At 58.6% G+C, this 21,035-nt stretch carries 18 protein-coding genes and 1 tRNA gene; 5 read left to right on the top strand and 14 right to left on the bottom strand.

The window, feature by feature from the left end; all coding sequences use genetic code 11:
• Window positions 1–29: 29 nt before the first annotated feature.
• Together VMY05_12330 and lpdA are read right to left on the bottom strand one after the other, a co-directional pair.
• Window positions 30–103: transfer RNA gene (locus VMY05_12330), tRNA-Met, on the bottom strand.
• A 1,055-nt stretch (window positions 104–1,158) separates the two neighbouring features.
• Window positions 1,159–2,625 carry a dihydrolipoyl dehydrogenase gene (gene lpdA / locus VMY05_12325; GenBank protein ID HUV31860.1) on the bottom strand — a complete coding sequence of 489 codons (1,467 nt, stop codon included), beginning with the start codon at window positions 2,623–2,625 and terminating at the stop codon, window positions 1,159–1,161.
• Window positions 2,626–2,919: 294 nt separating this feature from the next.
• On the opposite strand from lpdA, the gene VMY05_12320 reads away from it, so the two are divergent.
• Genes VMY05_12320 through speE form a run of 4 tightly spaced genes read left to right on the top strand, consistent with a single transcriptional unit; the run spans window position 2,920 to window position 6,004 of the window.
• The gene (locus VMY05_12320) at window positions 2,920–3,459 is read left to right on the top strand and encodes a cupin domain-containing protein (protein ID HUV31859.1); all 540 of its coding nucleotides are present in this window, start codon (window positions 2,920–2,922) and stop codon (window positions 3,457–3,459) included.
• 35 nt (window positions 3,460–3,494) lie between these two features.
• Window positions 3,495–3,911: an adenosylmethionine decarboxylase gene (gene speD / locus VMY05_12315; protein HUV31858.1), complete on the top strand. Its 417-nt coding sequence runs from the start codon at window positions 3,495–3,497 to the stop codon at window positions 3,909–3,911.
• 13 nt (window positions 3,912–3,924) lie between these two features.
• Window positions 3,925–5,094, top strand: a complete 1,170-nt coding sequence (locus tag VMY05_12310; GenBank protein ID HUV31857.1) for a type III PLP-dependent enzyme — start codon at window positions 3,925–3,927, stop codon at window positions 5,092–5,094.
• Between the two features lie 7 nt (window positions 5,095–5,101).
• On the top strand, window positions 5,102–6,004 hold the full coding sequence (gene speE, locus VMY05_12305) for a polyamine aminopropyltransferase (protein HUV31856.1): 903 nt from the start codon (window positions 5,102–5,104) through the stop codon (window positions 6,002–6,004).
• A gap of 87 nt (window positions 6,005–6,091) precedes the next feature.
• Here speE and VMY05_12300 read toward each other — a convergent pair whose 3' ends face one another.
• Both VMY05_12300 and mazG read right to left on the bottom strand, forming a co-directional pair.
• Complete coding sequence (locus VMY05_12300; protein HUV31855.1) at window positions 6,092–7,321, bottom strand: hypothetical protein; 1,230 nt, start codon at window positions 7,319–7,321, stop codon at window positions 6,092–6,094.
• 393 nt (window positions 7,322–7,714) lie between these two features.
• The gene (mazG, locus tag VMY05_12295) at window positions 7,715–8,524 is read right to left on the bottom strand and encodes a nucleoside triphosphate pyrophosphohydrolase (GenBank protein HUV31854.1); all 810 of its coding nucleotides are present in this window, start codon (window positions 8,522–8,524) and stop codon (window positions 7,715–7,717) included.
• A 153-nt stretch (window positions 8,525–8,677) separates the two neighbouring features.
• On the opposite strand from mazG, the gene VMY05_12290 reads away from it, so the two are divergent.
• A complete protein-coding gene (locus VMY05_12290; protein ID HUV31853.1) occupies window positions 8,678–11,356 on the top strand; it encodes a valine--tRNA ligase in 2,679 nt (892 codons plus the stop codon).
• A gap of 193 nt (window positions 11,357–11,549) precedes the next feature.
• Here the strand turns inward: VMY05_12290 and VMY05_12285 are convergent, their stop codons facing one another.
• From VMY05_12285 to tsaE, 10 genes are all read right to left on the bottom strand, one after another.
• Window positions 11,550–12,002 carry a hypothetical protein gene (locus VMY05_12285; GenBank protein HUV31852.1) on the bottom strand — a complete coding sequence of 151 codons (453 nt, stop codon included), beginning with the start codon at window positions 12,000–12,002 and terminating at the stop codon, window positions 11,550–11,552.
• A gap of 283 nt (window positions 12,003–12,285) precedes the next feature.
• Entirely contained in the window at window positions 12,286–13,707 is a 1,422-nt protein-coding gene (locus VMY05_12280) for a sigma-54 dependent transcriptional regulator (protein ID HUV31851.1), read from the bottom strand.
• Between the two features lie 100 nt (window positions 13,708–13,807).
• Entirely contained in the window at window positions 13,808–15,949 is a 2,142-nt protein-coding gene (locus tag VMY05_12275) for a GAF domain-containing protein (GenBank protein HUV31850.1), read from the bottom strand.
• Window position 15,950: 1 nt separating this feature from the next.
• Entirely contained in the window at window positions 15,951–17,336 is a 1,386-nt protein-coding gene (locus VMY05_12270; protein HUV31849.1) for an ATP-binding protein, read from the bottom strand.
• Window positions 17,333–18,253, bottom strand: coding sequence for a Mur ligase family protein (locus tag VMY05_12265; protein ID HUV31848.1), 921 nt, complete (start codon window positions 18,251–18,253; stop codon window positions 17,333–17,335). The genes VMY05_12270 and VMY05_12265 overlap by 4 nt, the downstream gene beginning before the upstream one ends.
• Entirely contained in the window at window positions 18,253–18,609 is a 357-nt protein-coding gene (locus tag VMY05_12260) for a hypothetical protein (GenBank protein ID HUV31847.1), read from the bottom strand. The genes VMY05_12265 and VMY05_12260 overlap by 1 nt, the downstream gene beginning before the upstream one ends.
• A complete protein-coding gene (gene accD, locus VMY05_12255) occupies window positions 18,609–19,451 on the bottom strand; it encodes an acetyl-CoA carboxylase, carboxyltransferase subunit beta (GenBank protein HUV31846.1) in 843 nt (280 codons plus the stop codon). Before accD ends, VMY05_12260 begins: the two co-directional genes overlap by 1 nt.
• A gap of 2 nt (window positions 19,452–19,453) precedes the next feature.
• Entirely contained in the window at window positions 19,454–19,942 is a 489-nt protein-coding gene (gene rimI / locus VMY05_12250; GenBank protein ID HUV31845.1) for a ribosomal protein S18-alanine N-acetyltransferase, read from the bottom strand.
• Window positions 19,917–20,606, bottom strand: coding sequence for a tRNA (adenosine(37)-N6)-threonylcarbamoyltransferase complex dimerization subunit type 1 TsaB (gene tsaB / locus VMY05_12245; protein HUV31844.1), 690 nt, complete (start codon window positions 20,604–20,606; stop codon window positions 19,917–19,919). Before tsaB ends, rimI begins: the two co-directional genes overlap by 26 nt.
• Window positions 20,603–21,034, bottom strand: a complete 432-nt coding sequence (gene tsaE / locus VMY05_12240; protein ID HUV31843.1) for a tRNA (adenosine(37)-N6)-threonylcarbamoyltransferase complex ATPase subunit type 1 TsaE — start codon at window positions 21,032–21,034, stop codon at window positions 20,603–20,605. The genes tsaB and tsaE overlap by 4 nt, the downstream gene beginning before the upstream one ends.
• Window position 21,035 lies beyond the last annotated feature (1 nt).

Genomic DNA, 21,035 nt, shown 5'->3' with positions numbered 1-21,035 from the left:
GTATTGTCAATAGGGAAGTTAAAAAAATATAGCGGTGCAGGGACTCGAACCCCGGACACGCGGATTATGATTCCGCTGCTCTAACCAGCTGAGCTACACCGCCATACTCTACAGCCTGCAGGAGATTGAATCTAATAAAAACCTCCGGCAAGTCAAGAGGTTCCGCACACCATGCATGTAAGATCGGCCGAGCACGCCAACAGGTTTACCGACCAGCCAACATCTCAGGACCAGCCTGAATCTCGACCGGCAGCGTGCCGACACCAGGCTGCATCGCGACAGGCAGCGTATCAGCTCGAGATCGGACATCCGCAGGCAGCATTCCCGGGCGGGATCAAATACCGACGGACTGTGTCAGCGGACCAAACCCGTTATTGTCCGGCGGAGCGTCGGCTCGAGACCGAGTGCCGACCGCCCGTGTTCCAGCGTGAAGCCGAATATTATCCGGCGGAGCGTCGGCTCGAGACCGAGTATTGACGGATGGCATTCCCGGACCAAACCGGATATCGCGCGGCAGGGCACCGATTAGCAATGCGCCGGCACCAGACCTGATCGTGTGCGGCAGGGCTCGGTAGAGGTGGCAGTCGCCGTCGAAGGGGCAGGACTCGGCGGCGGTCGTCGACACAGGCAGGCGACGGCGGTATCGAGCCGTCACCACCGGGAATCAACTCCGTGCGGCAGGATCAAAGCTGGAGAGTCATCGGAAGAGGCTTGTGGGGCCGCACACGGCCTCAGTCAGCGTGCAGCAGAGCACGTGAAATAAAAAAAGGCGGCTATGCGTAACCGCCTAAGAAAAAGGAGCTCCCCCTCACTAGGAACTCCTTTGTCCCCACCTCTTACGTACCCTTCACCGCCATACTGCGTATATAAGAGTAACTAACTACGTGCGTATGTAAGAACAACATTTGTGCCGATCTCCCACTCTTCGGGGTTGTTTCCTGTATCTGGTTGCAGCCTGATACGATAAGTGCGCCAGCCTGTATTCATCCGGTGGGCACTACCGTCCAGTAACGCAGTTTGTGCGCCAGCGTCGGCCTGTCCGCTTACGATACAGTGACGCAATGCTTTGTCTAACAATGAAATGCCCCGCGCAGAAAGTGCGAAGGGCCTTTTGGGCTGAAACGGGGCGCCTGGACGCAGAGCCGTCAAAAACTGCGCCTAGGACTTTTTTCGAGCCAGATGTACCGATGTCCCGTGAAGATCATGGGCCGCCTCCATAATCGCCTCCGAGACTACCGGGTGGCCGAATATCAGCCTGCCCAGTTGCGTCACCGTCAAACCGCGATTTATGGCCAGAGCGGCGACATGGATTATTTCGGTGGCATGGATGCCCACAATGTGGACGCCGAGCAGTCGGTCGGTCTTCCTGTCACCGATTACCTTGACCTCGCCGGCGATTTCGTTTTCGGCGTGCGCTTTGCCCAGCGCCCTGAGGGGGAATTTGCCGACAGCAATGTCGTACCGGGCAGCGGCCTGGTCCTCCTGAAGCCCGACCGACGCGACTTCCGGGTGGGTGAAGATCACCGAGGGCACACCGCTGTAGTCCTTTTCGGCCTTTTCCCCAAGGCAGTTGTCCACGGCCACGGCACCGTCGTGCACGGCCGTATAGGCCAGCAGGATTTCGCCCCGAACGTCACCCACGGCATAGATATTCTCGACGCTGGTCCGCATATCGCCCCCGGTTTTGATGGACCCGTTCTCGTTGAGTTCAACGCCCACGTCATCGAGACCTATCTCCTCGGTGTTGAAGGCCCGACCGACCGCCACCAGCACCTGGTTGGCGTCGATCGTCTGACCATCGGACAGCCGCGCCTGGACACCGCCTTCACCCGGCACGACCGACTCCACTCTGGTATTAACGTGAAGCGACACTTTCCGCTTTTTGAGTTCACGTTCTATCAACTTCGAACTGCCCTTATCCTCCATCGGCAGGGCGCGCTCGAGCATCTCGACCATGTGGACCTCGACATCGAGCAGGGACAGCATAAAGGCCCACTCGCAGCCGATCACCCCGGCACCGATAATCAGCATCGACTTTGGCAGATGGTCCAACTCCAGCAGATGATCCGAGGTCAGTATACTCCGGCCGTCGACCGGGAAAGCGGGAATACTGATCGCGCGGGAGCCGGTGGCGACGATGATATTGTCAGTCTCGAGGGTGATCTCCCGGTCGTTCTCGTCCACAACGGTGACGTGCCGGGGATTTTTGATCGTGCCAAACCCGTGGTAATGCGTCACGGCGTGCGATTTGAAAAGCTGGCCGATACCGCCCACCAGCCCGCTGACAATCTTGTCCTTGCGGGCCCGCATAGCGAGCCAGTCGTACACCGGCGGTGAGCTCAGCCTGATTCCGAAGCTGTCGGCGTGTTTCATACGCTGATACTGGGCCGCCGAGGCAATCAGCGCTTTGGACGGGATGCAGCCGCGGTTCAGACACACGCCCCCGAGATCGCGCGATTCCACCACCGCCACCTTTGCGCCCTTGATCGCCGCACGTATCCCGGCCGTATAACCTCCCGGGCCACCGCCAATTATGACGATATTGTACTTTTCTATGCCGACGCCTCCTTTCGACTGGACCGCATGATATGCGCACCAATTTAGTCGAATCTGCCTGTTGCGCAAGCCTCCCCCCTGAAAAAGCGGAATGTAGCCGGCGGTTCGCCGGTGCCGGGCGCAGGCTGTCCCCGGCGGCAAAAGGGCCGTTTTGCACCGGAGGCTCGACCGGTCGCCGTCGCCCCGGGCTTCCCTCCCGATTCAGGCGCGAGCCTGATGTGCCGCTGCCGGTGCGCGTCACGAAAGAAATGGTCAGATTCGGGTAAAAATGGCTTGACATTTTTCGGCACGGGATTATACTGTGCCCCACTTATTAAACAAACAGTTAGTCTTTATTAAACTCGGTTGTGAAAGGCGGGCACGCTGGATCTTCATATTGGCGAGAAAATACGAGCCTTACGGTTGGCTTCGGACCTGACCCAGGCGGAGTTGGCTGACCGGGCGGGGCTCACCAAAGGGTTTATCTCGCAATTGGAGAACGACCAGACGTCGATACAGATCGATTCGCTGGCCGGCCTGCTCGAAGCGCTCGGCGTGACGTTGCCGGAGTTCTTCAGCGACGCCGTGACCAAAGTGGTCTTTTCTCCGTCCGAGCGCGTGGAGCTTGAGAGCAGAGGAGTCAGCAGGTTCGATCTCCTTATCCCGGGTTCGACCAATTACCTGATGGACCCCATCATGCTCGAGCTGAAACCCGGAGAGCAGCTCGACGAACAGGAACCGCACCCCGGCGAGCAGTTCGGATACGTACTTCAGGGGACGGTCACGCTCCGGCTTGACGGCAAGTCGTACAAAGTAGCCAGAGGACACTGCTTTTACTTTGAAGCGGATAAAACCCAGCAGTTGAGCAACGAAGGAAAGACCGCGGCCAGACTGCTGTGGGTGGTGGCCCCACCCCAGATGTAAACCATCAACCCTGAAACCATGAAGGAGGGATCAAAATGAAGACGCTCGGACGCCATCTCATTGTCGAATACTCTGAGTGCGACAGGGCCGTGCTGGACGATGAGCACCTCATTGAAGAATACATGAACGAGGCTGTCCGACAATCCGGCGCCACTGCCGTCGGCTCAGTCTTTCATCGGTATTCCCCTCAGGGTGTTTCCGGGGTTGTGGTGATTGCCGAATCGCACATCTCCGTACACACGTGGCCGGAGTATGGATATGCCGCGGTTGATTTCTTCACCTGTGGTGACAGCGTAGATCCCTACAAGGCCCACGAATACATACGCGAAATGCTCGGCAGCAAGCACCCGGCCGTTAGCGAACTGAAGCGCGGCATCCCGTCCGAAACTGACGAGATCATCGACCACAAGCCGGTATCACCGGCGGTAGGCATCACCTCTTCACCTCTCTAACGAGGAGGTCACTGTGACTCATGCCGTCAATGTCAGCAGTATGACGGGGGCTCCCGTCTCGCGTCATCTGGACACCGAACTGATCCGGGACCTGTTCGCCTCAACGAGTGCCGCCACGCCGGCCCTGCTGCTATCCCGTTCGGGGGTCCGTCGCAACTGCCGGGCTCTCCAGGCGGCGCTTCCGCGAGCCGACCTCCACTACGCCGTCAAGTCCAACGACCACCCGGCCATCCTCAGGCAGGTGCAACGGTGCGGCGGCAGTTTCGACGTGTGCTCGGTGCGGGAGATTGACGCCGTCCTGGCCACCGGTATCGACCCGGCGCGTCTGATTCATTCGCACCCGATCAAGTCGCTCCGGGAGTTTGACCAGGCCGTGGCCAAGGGGGTCAGGGTCTTCGTGGTGGATAATGTCGACGAGACCGAGAAGCTCCGGCGCTACACAAACGAGAAGCTCAGGATCCTCATACGCTTTCGGATAAACACCAATACGACCGCCGTTGTCAACCTGCAGTACAAATTCGGCTGCACGGTCGACGAGGTCCTGCCTCTTGCCGAGAAAATACGGGCAGCCGGCCACGAATACGACGGACTCTGTTTTCACATCGGCTCGCAGTGCATCTACCCGGAGAACTACGTAAAAGCCATCCACGCCGCGCACTTGCTGATTCACCGGCTGGACCTGGCGGGTTTCGACACCACCGTTTTCGACATCGGCGGCGGCTTCCCGGTCGAATACGTGGAGCCGGTGCCGGCTATCGACGAATTCTGTGCGCCTATCGCGGAGGCGCTCCAAAAGGAGATCCGTCCGGGCATCAGGGTTATCTGCGAACCCGGACGGTACATTTCAGCCAGCCCGGTGACGCTGCTTTCCACCATCATCGGCAAATCATCTCGGGACGGGAAAACGTGGTACTATCTGGACGACGGCCTGTACTCGACGTTCAGCGGAATAGTCTACGATCAGTGTCAGTATCCCGTGATCAGCCGCGGTGAAAGGCGGGAGTTGCTGTCGGTTCTGGCCGGCCCGACCTGCGATTCGTTCGACGTCATGTATGACGGGCTCATGATCCCCGAACAGCAGGTCGGTGATATGCTGGTCTTTCCGCTGACGGGGGCGTACTGCGCGGTTTCCGGCTCCACCTTCAACTCGCTGGCCAGACCGGAGTACAAGGTCATTGACTGAGGCAGATATGGCGGAGAACAAGAACAGCGAGGGCAAGCGCGTGGCCGTCCAGGAAATGGACGACCTCTGGAACGTGTGGTACTCGGAGCTGCACGACGGCTGCTGCGGGCTGACCCTGAAGGTCGACCGCATTCTTGAATCGTCGGAGTCCCCATTCCAGCGGATCGACGTAATCGAAAACCGGTTCTTCGGCAAACTCCTGGTCCTGTATGGATCTCTCATGGTAGCCGAGAACGACTGGAACGCCTATAACGAGATGATCGTCCACGTGCCGCTGTTCACCCATCCGGATCCCAGACAAGTGCTGATCGTCGGCGGCGGAGACTGCGGCGCGCTGACCGAGGTGATGAAGCATCCCGAAGTCGAGCGGTGCACCATGTGTGAGCTTGACGAGCAGGTGGTCGAGACGTCCCGGAAGCACTTCCCGCGGCTGACCGCCGGGCTCGAGGATCCGCGGGCCGAACTGGTTTTCCGGGACGGCAAGGAATTCATCTATCGCGGCACCGACAGGTACGACGTCATCGTTCTTGACCTTTCCGACCCGGTCGGGCCGGCCGCCGAGCTGTTCCAGAAACCCTTCCACCAGGCGGCCTTCGACCGCCTGAACGACGGCGGGATTCTCGTGGCCCAGGCCGAGTCACCCTATTTCGACCGGGGCACGATCGCCGCCATGCACGCCAATCTCGCCGACATCTTCCCGGTCGTACGGTTGTATACCTGCTTCATGCCCATATACCCGTCGGGTTACTGGGCGTTCATGTTCTGCAGCAAGGGACCGGACCCGCTGGCTGACCTGGACGGCGAGCGCTGGGATCGACTGAAACTGACGACGCGTTACTACAACCTGGAAACGCATCGCGCCGCCTTTGCCCTGCCTCAGTTCGTACAGGAAATGATCGCGCAAAAGTAGACTCCGGCACACTCCGGACGTGACAAAGAAAAAGCCCGACCGCCAACGGGGTCGGGCTTTTCGTATCCGTGTTGCAAATCCGGATGATCAGAACATCTCGTACAGCGCGCTCACCATGAAATTCATATTCCTGGTGGTGGAATCGTAGTTGCTGCCCGAAATGAAGTTGAACCCGTCAATCACAAGTTCCGGATCGGTATACGTGTCGACGTGGAGCCGGCCCCAGTGGAAACCGAACCCGAGGTAGGTGTCGTTGCTGGCGTAACTGCGCTTTGCACCTTCCTCCTGCTTGAAGCTGGTCCAGTTGGAGATGGCGCCGAACCGCACGTCCATCCATGAAAACACGTCCGCTTCCAAACCGATCTTCCAGAACGGCAGAACAAGTTCATTCTGCTTGACTTCGGATGTTTTCGGATCGGCAGCTTCGTGATTATCGGTCTTCTCGTTCTTCTTGGAGTCGAGCTGGAAGCCGAAGTCCAGAACGGCCAGGACGTTGCTGGCCGGGGTGTAATGCATGCCGACACCGAGCTCGAACATCGTATGCGAACTCTTCAGCGCGGTGGAGTCAAGGGCCGGATCGATCGCCGGCGGAGCCGCCAGTTCCGGGTATACCCGTCCCCGGCTGCCCATCGTGACCTCGCCGTGCGGCACAAACGTGAGGGTGGGATTATACTGGTAGAAGAACCGGCCGCGCGCATAGAAATCCGTGTATCCGTCGGCTTCGGTCACGTCGTCGCCGGCCGCGTCCTTATCACTGAACGAGCCGAAGTATGCGGCCACGGCCAGATCCCAATCACCCTTATCCGAGGTGAGACCGAGACCCACCTTGTACTGGTTGAACTTCTCCTCGGACTTGTCGTCAGTCACGTCGGAACTGCGTGAGCTGTTAATGTAACCGAGGTAGAAACCGAAATTGACCGTGCCGAGCAGCCGGCCGTATAACAGATCGAGGCGCCTGTTATATGGTAACCCCGGCGGGGTGCCCATGTCCCAGGTCACCAGATTGTTGCCGTAGTAGTCCATGGGATTCGCCGCCGCCTCGGTGGAGAAATACGTGCCCAGCACCCACGGCTTGTCTTCGCCAAACTTCCAGTTGATCCCGAAGTCCAGCATATCACCACTGGGTTCACCAGGGACAAAGTCAGCCACGGCGATATCCGGGTAGTTGAACGTCCGTCCGTAGAACTCCATCACGTTGGCGTCGTCCACCAGGATGGTTCCATTCTGACCCATCGTCAGCACACGAGTCTGGGTCGCGAATGAACTGGCGCTCATTACGAGCAACAAAACGAATCCGACAGTTAGTACTCTCTTCATACCTGATCCTCTATTTACTGTGAAGCTTTGGTTTTCGTGTTACGAAGCAGCCGAACAGCACCACCGGCCTATCACTTCCAGGGGCGTCTGACTGCATGGTGTCTTGCACATTTGCGTTTACTACGACACATCATACCATAGGCATCCCTCCTTGGCGCGTAACGTCAGCGCGCCTCCGGCATATCTTCATCCGTGAACAACGAGTATCCTGATAATGTATCAACAGAACAGGTCACGCCCTTTGGCACCTACGTATTTTCCGCCGGAATAAAAAGGCCGCCATGTGTCAAAACAACTAAAAAATGCGCCATTTTTGAGATCCGCGCCCTCGGTTGCGACCGACCAAAAGCGGACTTTATAACAATATATGGCCCATTATTGCCACCGGCTGCGTCACTCGGTCCGCTTCAACTCCTGCCACAACTGCTCCAGCTGTTCCAGCGTGTACTCATCAAACGTCCCGCCCCGACTCGCGATCTCCCCCTCCATACGTTCAAACCGGCGGCGGAATTTGTCCAATGCTCGTTTCAGGGCCAGTTCCGGATCGACGCTCAGCTTGCGGGCAAGTGAAGCCGTCGCAAATAACAGGTCTCCGACCTCACTCTCGATGCGGTCGCCACCCTCACGTGATGGGGAAAAAATTTCCTGCCTGAGCTCCTTGAGTTCTTCCTCTACCTTCTCCATCACCTCAGTCGGATCAGACCAGTCGAAGCCGAATCCACCCGCTTTCTCACCCATGCGAAAGGCCATCGTCAGGGCGGGCATCGACCTCGGCAATCCTGACAGCACTGATGGCTTCTCCCCGGAGTTGACCTTGATCTTTTCCCACTGGTCGCGTACCTCCTGTGGGCTGAGATCGCGCGGCCGACCGAAAACGTGCGGATGCCGGCGAATCAGTTTGTCCACGAGGTGAGTAACGGCATCATCAATGTCAAACTCACCGCGCTCGCGGGCGAGTTGGGCATGAAAAACCACCTGGCAGAGGAGATCGCCGAGTTCCTCCTTCAGTTCCGCATATCGTTGATACGCAATGGAATCGACTACCTCGTACGTCTCTTCGATCAGGTACGGCAGAAGAGTCTCGTGGGTCTGTTTTCGATCCCAGTTACACCCCTGCGGCGAGCGCAGCATTTCCATCAGAAGCGTGAGCCGCTTGAACGGCGGCAGGCTTTTGTCCAGCACTTGCGCTTTCAAATCTGACATTTTTGCCGATACAACCTTGTGTTCAGCCGAATAACCAGCAAGCCTCCCCGAAAGTTTCAGGCCTTGACAAAATCACGGGGAAAGGCCTATTATGGAAAGCTTTGCCGGCCAGGCGGATTGTTCCGGTCGGCCAATATATGGAAATAGAGCGGCATGGGCAAGAATAACGGCAAAACGGCTAAGAAATCGGCGGCATACAATCCGGCCGAGGTCGAGGACAGGCTCTACCACGAGTGGGTTGAGGACGGCTACTTCCACGCTGATCCCGGCTCCGGCAAGGAAGTCTACAGCATCGTCATCCCGCCACCGAACGTCACGGACGTCCTGCACCTCGGCCATGCCCTGAACAACACCGTGCAGGATATTCTCATCCGCCGGCACCGCATGCAGGGGTACGAAACCGAGTGGCTGCCGGGGTCTGACCACGCCGGGATCGCCACCCAGGTGATCGTCGAAAAGCAGCTTATCAAAGAGGGGACAACGCGGCGCGAGATCGGCCGTGAGAAATTCCTGGAACGGACCAGGGACTGGGCCTATCGAAACAAGGACATCATCCTCGGCCAGTTGCGCAAAATCGGTTGCTCCTGCGACTGGGACCGCACTCGCTTTACGCTCGACGACGGTTTGTCGCGAGCCGTGGCCGAGGTCTTCATCCACCTGCATAATAAGGGGTGGATCTACCGCGGCCACCGGATCGTCAACTGGTGTCCCTCGTGCAAAACGTCGCTCTCTGACGACGAAGTCGAGCACAAGACTTTCGACGGGAATCTCTGGTATATCAAGTATAAGATCAAGGGCTCGGACGACTACCTGACGGTCGCCACCACCCGTCCGGAAACGATGCTTGGAGATACGGCCCTGGCCATAAACCCCAAGGACAGCCGGTACAAGAAGAACATGGGCAAGACCGTTATTCTGCCCATCCTGGAACGAGAGATCCCCATAGTGGCCGACAGCTTTGTCGACCCCGAGTTCGGCACCGGCGTGGTTAAGGTTACGCCGGCTCATGACCCCAACGACTTCGAGATCGGGAAGCGGCATGACCTCCAGGAAGTAAACATCCTCAACACCGACGGGACGCTGAACGAAAACGCCGGCAAGTACAAGGGCCTGGACCGTTACGAGGCGCGCAGGCAGTTGGTCGCGGATCTTCAAAAGAAAGGCTTGCTGGAGAAGACCGAGGAATACGAACTCTCGGCCGGGACATGTTACCGCTGCCATACGGTCATCGAGCCGTACCTCTCCGAGCAGTGGTTTGTCAGGATGAGTGAAATGGCCAAGCCGGCCATCGAGGCGCTCAAGTCCGGCAAGTTGCGCTTCTACCCGGATTACTGGTCCAAGACCTACCTGCACTGGATGGAGAATATCCGGGACTGGTGCATATCACGGCAGCTCTGGTGGGGGCACCGCATCCCGGTCTGGTATGCCGAGGACGGTACCATGTTCGTTTCCGTTGCCCGCCCCGCCGCCGAGCAGTGCCCGGGGTACGACCCGGCCTCGCTGGTCCAGGACGAAGACGTTCTGGATACCTGGTTTTCATCCTGGCTCTGGCCGTTCTCGACGTTCGGCTGGCCCGACAGGACACCCGAGCTTGAGAAGTTCTACCCTACCAAAGCCCTGGTGACGGCCTCGGAGATTATCTTCCTGTGGGTTGCGCGCATGATCATGGCGGGGTACGAGTTCATGGGCGAAACGCCGTTTAACGACGTATACATTCACGGCACGGTGCGGGACGCCAACGGCGTGAAAATGTCCAAATCCCTCGGCAACGGGATCGATCCGCTCGAGATCATCGACAAGTACGGCGCCGACGCCCTGCGTATTTCACTGGTCCTGGCGACACCCGACGGCCAGGATCCGTGGATTACCAAGAACACCTTTGAGACTGGCCGGAACTTCGTCAACAAGCTCTACCAGGTGTCCCGTTTCGTGATGATGCATCTTCAGGGGCGCAAGCCGGTGCTGGAGGAGCTCGATGATACGGATCTCGTCATATTCGATCGGTGGATACTGTCAAGGCTGGAGGGCACTATCCAGGCGGTGGACAAGGCCTTCGCCGAATACCGGCTCTCGACGGCTGCCAAGACGCTTTACAATTTCGCCTGGGATGATTACTGCTCGTGGTACATCGAGCTGATCAAACCTGACCGGCCGGGAACGCCGATCCGGGAAAACTCGCTGAACGTGGCGACGTACGTCCTGCACCGCATTCTCCGGTTGATGCACCCGTTCACGCCGTTCGTGACCGAAGAGATCGCCCGGCAACTTTCAGGCGACGCTGAGACGGGCCGGAGCGCAACGATCTGCTTCGGCCCCTGGCCGACCACCAAAGGTGAGCACGTAGATAACTCGCTCGAGGACAGCCTCAAACAGATCCAGGAAGTCGTGACGGCCGTAAGGTCCGTGCGGGCTGAATTGAACGTCCCCCCGGGCAGGAAGTCCGACCTGTATATCCGCGTCAGCCACGAGTCTTTCGGCCGGCTGCTCCAGAACCATATCGAGTACTTCCGGTCACTGGCCCGGGTGAAGGACCTGCACTGTAGCGTGGACGTGAAAAAACCGCCGCTGTCCGCCTCGGCCGTCATTTCAGGCGCGGAAATATTCGTTCCATTGGAGGGCCTGATCGACATCGAGGTGGAAAAGGCGCGGTTGCAGAAGAACCTGGACAGTCTCAAGGCACAGCTCGAGAAAATCTCAAAGAAGCTGGCCAACGCTGACTTCCTCGACAACGCCCCGAAAGAGGTCGTCGAGCGGGAAAGGGCGAAAAAGGAAGACTACCAGGAACGTATCGAACGGCTGAACAAAAACCTCGAACAGATCATGGGCTGGTAGGCAAGCCGGACAACAGCCGAAACAAGATGTTATTTAGGGCCGCGGATATGTTTCTCCGTGGCCCTTTCTGCCGGGTCCTGCTCAGCCCGGGCAAACTCAGACCGGCCCGCCTCATCGGGGAAAAAAGAAGAAGGCCATCCAGAGGGGTGGACGACCTTCTTGTGGGAATGGGTCTTAGCAGGCCCAAGGCTTTTCAGTTTCTGGCGCGGTGCTGCAACTCCTCCAGAAAATCCTCGACCGTCCTGGCCCCCGCCGCGTCCGGATACGATGACAATTCCACGGGAATCACCTGATCGATTGTCTTGTCCGTCCGGCGGGCCAGCTCTTCGCGGATGGAATCACCGATCCGCCGAAGGGCGACCTCGGCTCCCTGGCGCGACGTCTCGGGAAAGAGCAGGCAGACATGATGCGGCCCGACGAGCGATACGTAGTCACACGCTCGGACGGAGTTACGCGCGACGCCGAGAATGCCATCCATCACCGGGGCATACTCAACTTCGGTGAAGAACTCCTTGGTGAACTCCATGTCCAAAACGGACAGGGCCACAAATACTCGATACCGCTCAGCCCGTTTCAACTCGATGCCGGCGCGCGCAACAAATGACTCAGACAACTGACCGAGCGGCTCTCTCTGGCTGACCATCATATGGGTGTGCCTCTCAACTCTCAAATCCGCATATTGCATACAGCACCTTACTGGTAAGCAACTATCATTCCGATAGTTGTGGCGGGTATGAGGACCTGTCAGCTTTCTATGCAGCAGGCACTAAGGCGGCGTTACTCCTGAAAAGACCGGGGCATAGAGGTGAGGTTGTGGTCCGATTGGCGCCGGAAGACCGGCTCGTGAAGCGCAAACCAAGTCACAACTGTGCAACCGACTGCTCAAAAAATGCACAGACTTCCAACAGGTCGGATCAGGTGAGCGTTGCTTACTTGGCAGCGTTAAGCTGGTAGTCTTTGATTTTGTACAGAAGGGAGCGGTAGCTGATCTGCAGCAGATCGGCGGCCTTACGCCGATTCCAGTTGGTCTTGCCCAGGACTTCGCTGATCATCCGCTTTTCCTCGGCAGCAATTGTCCTGCTGACGCGGTGCTTCAGCGAATAGTCCTGCTGCGCCGGTTCCGTGGTCAATGCCGGATCGGCCGGCGGCGAAGAGGACCCGAAGACCGATTCCGGCAAATTCTCGCCGGCTAATACTATCAACTCGGCAATAATACTCTCATCTCCCCTGACCACCACCTGCTTGATCATGTTCTCCAGTTGCCGGATGTTGCCCGGCCAACTGAACTCGGTCAGCCTGCCCATGGTCTCGGGCGATACGGGGGGCTGCTGCCGCGTATACTGGTCGTTGTACATGTCGAGGAAATGTTCGACCAGAAGCGGTATATCCTCGGGGCGTTCTCGCAAGCCGGGCAGGAAGAGCGTAATCTCGTTGAGCCGGTAGAACAGGTCATCGCGAAAAGCCTGCACTTTTATGGCCTGCTCGAGATTCTTGTTGGTGGCACAGATGATGCGCACGTCGACGTGGATGTTTTGGATGCCGCCGACGCGCACGAACTCCTGTTGTTCGAGCACCTGAAGGAGCTTGGACTGCAACTCCATGGGCATGTCGCCGATTTCGTCAAGGAAAATTGTACCCTTGTTGGCCAACTCGAAACGGCCCTGCTTGTTCTTGTGCGCGCCTGTAAACGCCCCCTTCTCGTACCCGAACAACTCGGCCTCCAGCAGGTCCCGAGGGATGGCGGCGCAGTTTACCTTCACAAACGGCTGAACCTTCCGGCTGGAAAGAGCGTGAAGTGAACGGGCGGCGATCTCCTTGCCCGTTCCCGATTCTCCACGAATGAGCACCGTAAGCTCCGAGTCTGCCACCTGTTCGATGATCCCCTTGACGCGCGCCATGGCCTGGGAATCACCGACGAAACTGCCGTAATGCTCGCGGACCTGAAGTTCCTTCTTCAGGTCAGTAACCTCTTTCTTCAGGCGCATCCGTTCAAGCACGCCGTTGATGTGTATCTCCACCTCACGGACGTCGAACGGCTTGTCAATGAACTCTGCCGCCCCCAGCTTCATCGACTCTACCACGTACTTGGTGTCCCCGTGGCCGGAAATCATTATCACTTCCGGGCGGTTCTCGAGCTTGTTGAGTTTCTCGAGGACTTCCAGCCCGGTCATTCCGGGCATCTTGATATCCAGAAGAACCAGGATCGGCTTTTCCGTGGAGATCATTTGAATGCCCTCGACGCCGTCACGCGCCGAGACAAAATTGAAACTGGAGTCGAGCCCCTCGGAGAGAATCCAGGAGACCTTCGGGTCATCGTCGATAACAAGGATTTTAGTCTTTTCTTTTGCCATCTTCTGGGGTCCGGCTTGTCTAAGTATCGGCAGAGAGCCTTAGAAATCAAGCTGGTTCTTCAGTTATTTTGCGGATTTTCGGCAAAATTCTGCAGGGGTTCTAGGAGACCAGGGGGAAGTACACGGAAAAGGTGGTGCCCTTGCCCAGGCTCGACTGTACGCTGAGGGTCCCGTTGTGGGCCGCGACAATGCGGTTTACCACCACCAGGCCGAGGCCGGTCCCGGTTTCCTTGGTCGTATAGTAGCGCTCGAACATGCGGGCCTGTTCCTTCTTGCTCATCCCCTTGCCCGTATCGATGACCTTGACGGCCAGGTACTTTCCCTTCTTGTATTCGGGCTGTTCCACGAGACCCCTGACGCTGAGGGTGCCGCTGTCGGGCATGGCATCGATGGCGTTCATGAAGAGATTCAGGAACACTTCGAGGATCTGGTTCTTGTTGACGATTACCTCCCAGTCGGCCTCGTCGAATTCGCACTCGAACCGGATGTGGTATTTGCGAAGATCCGGCCCGACGAGCTCCGAGGCCCGAAGGACCACCTGGCGGAGATCCAGCTTGGTCGTCTCGTACTTATTGGGGTTCGAGAAGTCGACGAGTTCGCGCACCATGTCATTCATCCGGTGAACTTCCTCTTCGGCGGTTTCGAACAAATCAGACTTCTCGGCGATACTCGGCCAGCGTTCGCGAAGAATTTGCAGGGCCCCCCGGATGGAGGTCAGCGGTTTTCGCAGGTCATGCGAGATTTCCGAGATCATGTTGCCCATGGTGAGCAGTCGCGTTGCGTTCAGGAGCGCCCGTTCCTTCTCGAACAATACGGCCGCCTGGTTGATAACCAGCCGGGCCAGTGAGACGTCATCTTCGCCGTAAGCCCGGTCGCTGTCGGCGCCGAGACAGAACACGTGGGCCAGTTCGCCGCTGCGAACGATGGGGACCGCCATGAAGGCCCCACGGGGGCTGGTGTAATGCTCGTTGGAGCGAAGCTTCTCGCTCAGAAAGAGCGTGAGGGCGGGCGTATCGCGCGGATCCAGCTCATGGAGGTCGATGTCATGAAGAGAAACCTCGGCCCGGTCGACTTTCGACAGGTCTATGCGGCCGCTTTCCGTCAGCGGGATGTCGCTCCGTCCGACGGCACCGTCGGGTACCAGCCGCCTGGCCGAGCGGTCGACGTTGAACCAGATGGCGTAGTCAATGGGGAAAACCAGCCGCAACTTTCTGACGAGAATCCGCCTAAAGCTGGCCAGCGAGGCCAGAGTATGCAGCTCGGTCTGAATCTCGTGCAGAATCTCGAACTCGGTCAACCGGCGGCGGCTTTTCTCAAACTGGTAGGCGTCGTCCACGGCCACGGCCGCCTGAGAGGCGAAGGTGGTCAGCAGGCGCAGGTCGTCCTCGGTGAAGGATCCGCCATCCTCCTTGTGGGCCATGTTGATGACGCCCAGGACGGTATTCTTGATTTTCAGGGGCGTGCACAGCAGTGAGGCCGCTCCGTACCGCTCGTTGTTGATCCGTTGAAAGCGTTCGTCGTGCTCAACGTCTTTAACTATCAACGCTTCGCCGCTCCTGGCAACGTAGCCGGCGATGGAGGCGCCGATCGGGAGCTGCGTGTTCTGTACGATCTCCTCATCCAGGCCGATGGCCGCCTCGATTGTCAGATGCTCCCGGGCTTCGTCAAGCAGCATGATCGAGCCGATCCTGGCCTCGGTGACGGTCGAGGCCAGCACCACGATCTGGCGAAGCAGTTCAGAGAGGTTAGCCGACGAGCCGATCGACTTGCCCGCCTCGTACAGGGCGTTGAGTTCACCGACGCGCCGCTGGAGGATCATGTTGGAGAGCTTTAATTCTTCCATCAGGCGCAACTGCGCCAGCTCGACCCGCCGCTTCTCCAGCGCCCTCTTGACGGCAAGCTCCAGTAGATTGAACTCCACCGGCTTGAGCAGGTAATCGTACGCCCCTTTGGCGATTGCCTCCAGGGCCGTATCCAGCGAGGCGTACCCCGTCATCAGGATGACCGGAATCCCATCATCGATCTTCTTGACCTCGCGGAGGATTTCCAGGCCGTCCATTAGCGGCATCTTGATGTCGGTTATGACGAGATCCACCCTCTTGCGCCGGATCGCCTCAATGGCGTCGGCGGAATTCTGGAAACTGGTCACCTCGTAACCGTTCCCCTGAAGCAGGGCTTCGAGGGAATCACACATCCGCTTCTCGTCGTCGATAACGACAATCTTTTCGGCAGGCGCCGCCATGTCACTCCTTCTCCGGGCCAGCCGGCAGCCGGATTTCAAAACAACCGCCGGACTCGAGGTTCTTGAACGTTATCGACCCGTTGTGATTGCGTATGATGCCGTAACAGACGGAAAGTCCCAGCCCCGTTCCGCGGCCCGGCTCTTTGGTGGTGAAAAACGGCTCGAAAATCCGCGGGATAAGTTCAGGAGATATGCCCGGCCCCGTGTCCGCAATGCCGATGATGACCTCGCCCTGCTCAGCGCCGACGGACACGGTCAGGCAGCCGCCTTCACTCATCGCGTCGCGCGCGTTTATCACAAGATTCAGCACGACCTGCTTGAGGTTCTCCGGGGAACCCTGCACGTGTGCACCCTTCACGTCGAAATCCCGACGCACCTCGATTCTGCTCGACGCCAACTGCCGCTCCATCAGGACCAGCACCTCGTCGATCACGCTCGCCACGTCTACGCGCTTCCGGGTAACGCTGCGGGGCCGATGGAAGTCCAGAAGCTGCTTTACTATGTCGGCAATCCTGTTGATCTCCTGTCCGACGACTTCGGCATACTCGCCCTCCGGTCTGTCTTTGCCCACCGAACGCTGCAGCAGGGCGACGTAGTTCTTGATGATCCCGAGCGGGTTGTTCACTTCGTGCGCGATTTTCGCCGACATTTCACCCAGCGCGGCCAGACGCTCCGAATACAAGAGTTGCTGCTGAGCGGCTCGAAGCTGCTGGATGGCGTTCCTTTCCCCCTCGTACAGGCGGGCGTTCTCGATGGCAACGGCTATCTGATTTCCGAGAATGGACAGGAATTCGATGTCGTCGACGTTGAACTCCCGCCCGGAGATCTTATCGGCCATGGCAAAGATGCCGCTGAGTCGCGTCTGGTAAATCAGGGGGACGACAATGCCCGACTCAAACGACTGAAGAATTTCCTGCTCGCTCGTGGTCGAGATACTCTTGAGCAGGTCCCCGGTCAGAGACGGTCGATTCAGTTTGGTGAGGTATCTGGCCAACTGCGAATCGGCGGAGAAGTACTGATCCGGTCCCGGCAGGTCTCCCGAGCCCTTGGACTTGGCCGGATAGAACCGGTCCGACTGGCCGTCGCGCTTCAGGAAGATAGTCCCCTTGAGAGCTCCAACTTGGCCGAGACAGGTGAAAATGAAGCTGTCCAGCAGCGTTTGGTAGTCCAGGACAGCGTTGAAATTCCGGCTGATCTCGAAAATCGTGTACAGGTCGAATATCTTGCGCTTCAGTTGCCGGTTGGTGGCGCTGAGCAGCCCGACCTTCTCCTCCAACTGCCCCTTGAGGTCGGCCACCGACTCCACGGCCGCAGCGAACTTAGCCTGATCCCGTGACACGGCCTTTGGCCCGGTCTTCGCAGGTTTCCTGGACGATTTCTTCTTCATACTCGCATATAATCCCGCAGCAGTTCACCTACCAGATAGTGAGAGCCTGTCACCGTTATAATATCGTCTGACCCGGAAGATTTCAACAGATGACCGTAGGCGGTGCCCAACCGGCCGTATGCCCTGACGGGGATTGAAGTCCAGTCAAGTTGGGCCAGGAGTTCCCGGGGATTGGTCGAACGCTTTGTCCTGAGCGGGACAAGGGAGAAGTCTGCGGCCACGCGCGAAAGTGCCCTGACGATCAACTGGTGCTCCTTTCGCTTCACCAGGCCGAGGATGATCGAAGTCTTACGGCCGGGAAACTGAGCCGCGAAGGTTGCCACAAAGGCTCGTGCCCCGCCGGCGTTGTGGCAAACGTCAAGCACCAGGGTCGGCCGACCGTCACGTCTCACCACCTGGAAGCGGCCCGGCCAATCGACGGCTTGAAGTCCCCGCCTTACGGCGCGACGCGTGAATTTGAAACCGCTGCGGCACAACACGTCGACCGCCGCCAGGGCAAGAGCACAGTTGTAGAGTTGATGTTTGCCGGGCAGCGGCACCGACAGCCCGGCCGCACGAAACCACCGCCCGTTGAAATCCACCCGGCCCCGGGCGCTGTCTGCCCCGAAGTCGTACGTTCTCAGACTATGAAAGGGCGCATCCAGCTTTCGGCAAACGGTACGCATGACTTTCTCGGCCTCGCCCGGTAGGATTCCGATCAGGTGAGGAACCCCGGGCTTGACTATACCCGCCTTCTCCCCGGCGATGCGCCTTAAGGTGGCGCCGAGAATCTCGACGTGGTCACGGCTGACGTTGGTGGTCACGGTCAGGCATGGCCGCAGCACGCTGGTGGCATCCAGCCTCCCGCCAAGACCGGTTTCCACGATCGCAACGTCCACCTGCGTTCGTGAGAAGTAGTCCAGGGCCAGAGCGGTTATCAGCTCAAAGAACGAGAGTTTTTTTTTACCAGGGTTTTGCGATACCGATCGATGAACGAAATGACGGCATGTCTGGTTATCCGCTCACCGTCGACAGTTATCCGTTCGCGGAAGTCAACCAGATGCGGCGAGGTGAACAGGCCCGTCCGGTACCCGTTGGCCCGCATCACCGAGGCCAGCATGGCTGCCGTAGACCCCTTACCGTTGGTGCCCGAGATGTGGACGGCGGGGTAGGCGTCCTGGGGACGGCCGATCAGGTCGGCAAACTCGGTGATGTTCTGCAGACCCAGCTTCATGCCGAAGAACTCCCGCGAGAGGATAAAGCGTTCAGCCGCCGCATAGCTGTGTCGTGCCATCAGCCCTTCCCCATATAGCGCAACAGCCGGATGACGGTTTCACGGAGGTCCTTGCGGTCGACGATCTTATCGAGGAATCCCTTCTCAAGGAAGAATTCGGAGGATTGGAAACCCTCGGGAAGATCCTGCCCGATCGTCTGCTGGATCACCCGCGGCCCGGCAAATCCGAGCAGGGCCTTAGGTTCGGCAATTACAACGTCGCCGAGCGACGCGTACGAGGCCATAACGCCGGCCGTAGTCGGGTTGGTCAGGACGGAAATGTAGGGAATCTTCCTCTCAGCCAACCTGGACAGAAGCCCGGAGGTCTTGGCCATCTGCATGAGCGAGAGGATGCCTTCCTGCATGCGTGCGCCGCCGGAGCAGGAGACGATAACCAGCGGGATCTCGCGCTCGACCGAGCGCTCAATCGTCCTGGCGACCTTCTCGCCTACCGCCGACCCCATGGAGCCGCCTATAAAGGTGAAGTCCATGATCGCAAACGACACCTCCATCCCGCCGATTTTCGCCAGCCCCGTGATCAAACCTTCAGTGCCGCCGGATTTCTCATTGGCCGCCTTGAGACGATCAACGTACTTCTTGGAGTCACGAAACTTCAGCGGGTCAATCGACTTCAAGTTCGTGTCCAACTCTTCGAGATGCCCGTCGTCAAGCAGCAACTGTATGTATTTGCGGCTGCTGTAACGAAAGTGGTAGTTGCAGCCGGGGCAAACCCAGAACAGTTGCTCCATCTTCTTGCTGTATACGATCTCGCCGCACGAGGGACACTTCGTCCACAGTCCTTCGGGGATATCTCGCTTTTCCTGCGCTACGAGACCTGATTTTGCCTTTTTAAACCACTCCATGGTCACTCACTCTTCGTAGGTGCTTCCAGGGGTTTGACCATTACCAGTGCATCCTCCTGCGGCTGTTGGTAATACTCGGGCCGCTGGCAGAGCTTTTCAAAACCATACCTCCGGTAGAAGGCGATCGCGGTCTCGTTGGACACGCGAACCTCGAGACGTATGAGCTTGCACGCGTTGTCAACAGCGACCTGAAAGATACAGAACAGCAACTGTTTAGCAACCGATTTCCGTCGGTGCTCCGGATCGACCGCGATATTGATAAGGTGACACTCGCCGATGGCAACCAGGTAGCAGGCATAGCCGACCAGCCGGCCCTCGTATTCGGCGATAACGGCACCCCAACTCTCATCGCCCGGCTGCCGGGCAAAAGCCGAACGCGGCCAGGGATCCGGGAAAATCTGCCTCTCCAGCCGAACCACGGAAGCCAGGTCGCCCTCGGTCATGCGCCGAAGAACAACGGCCAGTTCATTTTCGTTTCCGGCGTTCTTCAAACCGTATCTCCGCTTGTGACTTCTGCAGGTAGAGGGGTTCCAGGCGCGTGACGTCGTCAGGCCCGCCGGCGGCGAGCTTGCGCAGCCCGACGTGCAGCAGATCGGCCGCGTCATATTCCAGCACTTCGGCGTGCGCGGCGGCGGCCGCTTCGGTTGACATCGCCGCCGGATCGACACCCACCAACCTGACCTGCCCGGCCGAGACAACCTTGCCGACGTCCCCGAGTGGCACAGTTTTTACCGTCTCCATGGAGCAGGCCCCGTGTTCGACGACAGCGGTAAAGAATTCGTCCCGACGATGCGGCAGCAGCAGAATCACCGGCGTTGCCACGTCGCGGAGTTTATAGGCCGACAGCTCAAACAGGTCCACGCCGATTACGGGAATGCCCAGGGCCGCGGATATCCCCTTGGCTGCCGCCAGGCCGATCCGCAGCCCCGTAAAAGAACCGGGACCGCGCGAGACGACAATTACGTCCAGCATTTTCTTCGCCAGCCCGGCCGAGAGAAAAAGCTCGTCTATTTTCTTCATGATCATCTGGCCGTGAGTGCGTTCCATGCGGTTGTCTGATTTCACCAGCCGGTCGGGGCCGAAGGCCAGCGCGAGTTTCAGGCGCATCGTGGCCGTATCGATCGCCAGCATGTTCCTGTACTCGCGCCCGGTCATCTTTGCACCAGTGACAGGTCTATCTGCCGCTCGTTGACACTGAGGATGGCAAAAGTGACCAGATAGTAGCGGTCGGGCAGGTGGTCACCGGCTCGCTCTCCCCATTCGACGACGATCAGACCGTCTCGCGAAAGGTAGTCGTCCCAGCCGATTTCACGCAGTTCCGACGGGTCCGACAGACGGTAGAAGTCGAAGTGGTACAGTGGCACCTCGGCCGGATACTCGTTAATGAATGTAAACGACGGCGAACTCACGAGGTCTTCACTGATACCGCGGGCGGCCGCCAGTCCCCTGACAAAAGCGGTTTTGCCGGCCCCGAGCTCGCCGGTAAGCACGACGACATCCCCGGACCCGAAGGATGGGGCCAGCCTGGCGGCAAGGCCGAGCGTCTGCTCCTCCGAATGCGAAACGATCTGAAGAGCCCTCACC

It is taken from the genome of Acidobacteriota bacterium, from assembly GCA_035529075.1.
In the GTDB taxonomy this organism is placed as follows: domain Bacteria; phylum Zixibacteria; class MSB-5A5; order GN15; family FEB-12; genus DATKXK01.
The sequence above is the reverse complement of the archived record's forward strand: the minus strand, read 5'-3'. Positions and strand labels throughout refer to the sequence as shown.

Bases quoted from the DNA above. Each gene is read 5' to 3' on its own strand.
- tsaB (HUV31844.1), bottom strand. From the start codon at position 20,606: ATGACCGGGCGCGAGTACAGGAACATGCTGGCGATCGATACGGCCACG.
- VMY05_12285 (HUV31852.1), bottom strand. From the start codon at position 12,002: ATGATGGTCAGCCAGAGAGAGCCGCTCGGTCAGTTGTCTGAGTCATTT.
- accD (HUV31846.1), bottom strand. From the start codon at position 19,451: ATGGAGTGGTTTAAAAAGGCAAAATCAGGTCTCGTAGCGCAGGAAAAG.
- VMY05_12290 (HUV31853.1), top strand. From the start codon at position 8,678: ATGGGCAAGAATAACGGCAAAACGGCTAAGAAATCGGCGGCATACAAT.
- speD (HUV31858.1), top strand. From the start codon at position 3,495: ATGAAGACGCTCGGACGCCATCTCATTGTCGAATACTCTGAGTGCGAC.
- VMY05_12300 (HUV31855.1), bottom strand. From the start codon at position 7,321: ATGAAGAGAGTACTAACTGTCGGATTCGTTTTGTTGCTCGTAATGAGC.
- VMY05_12275 (HUV31850.1), bottom strand. From the start codon at position 15,949: ATGGCGGCGCCTGCCGAAAAGATTGTCGTTATCGACGACGAGAAGCGG.
- VMY05_12260 (HUV31847.1), bottom strand. From the start codon at position 18,609: ATGGCACGACACAGCTATGCGGCGGCTGAACGCTTTATCCTCTCGCGG.
- VMY05_12270 (HUV31849.1), bottom strand. From the start codon at position 17,336: ATGAAGAAGAAATCGTCCAGGAAACCTGCGAAGACCGGGCCAAAGGCC.
- VMY05_12280 (HUV31851.1), bottom strand. From the start codon at position 13,707: ATGGCAAAAGAAAAGACTAAAATCCTTGTTATCGACGATGACCCGAAG.
- speE (HUV31856.1), top strand. From the start codon at position 5,102: ATGGCGGAGAACAAGAACAGCGAGGGCAAGCGCGTGGCCGTCCAGGAA.
- mazG (HUV31854.1), bottom strand. From the start codon at position 8,524: ATGTCAGATTTGAAAGCGCAAGTGCTGGACAAAAGCCTGCCGCCGTTC.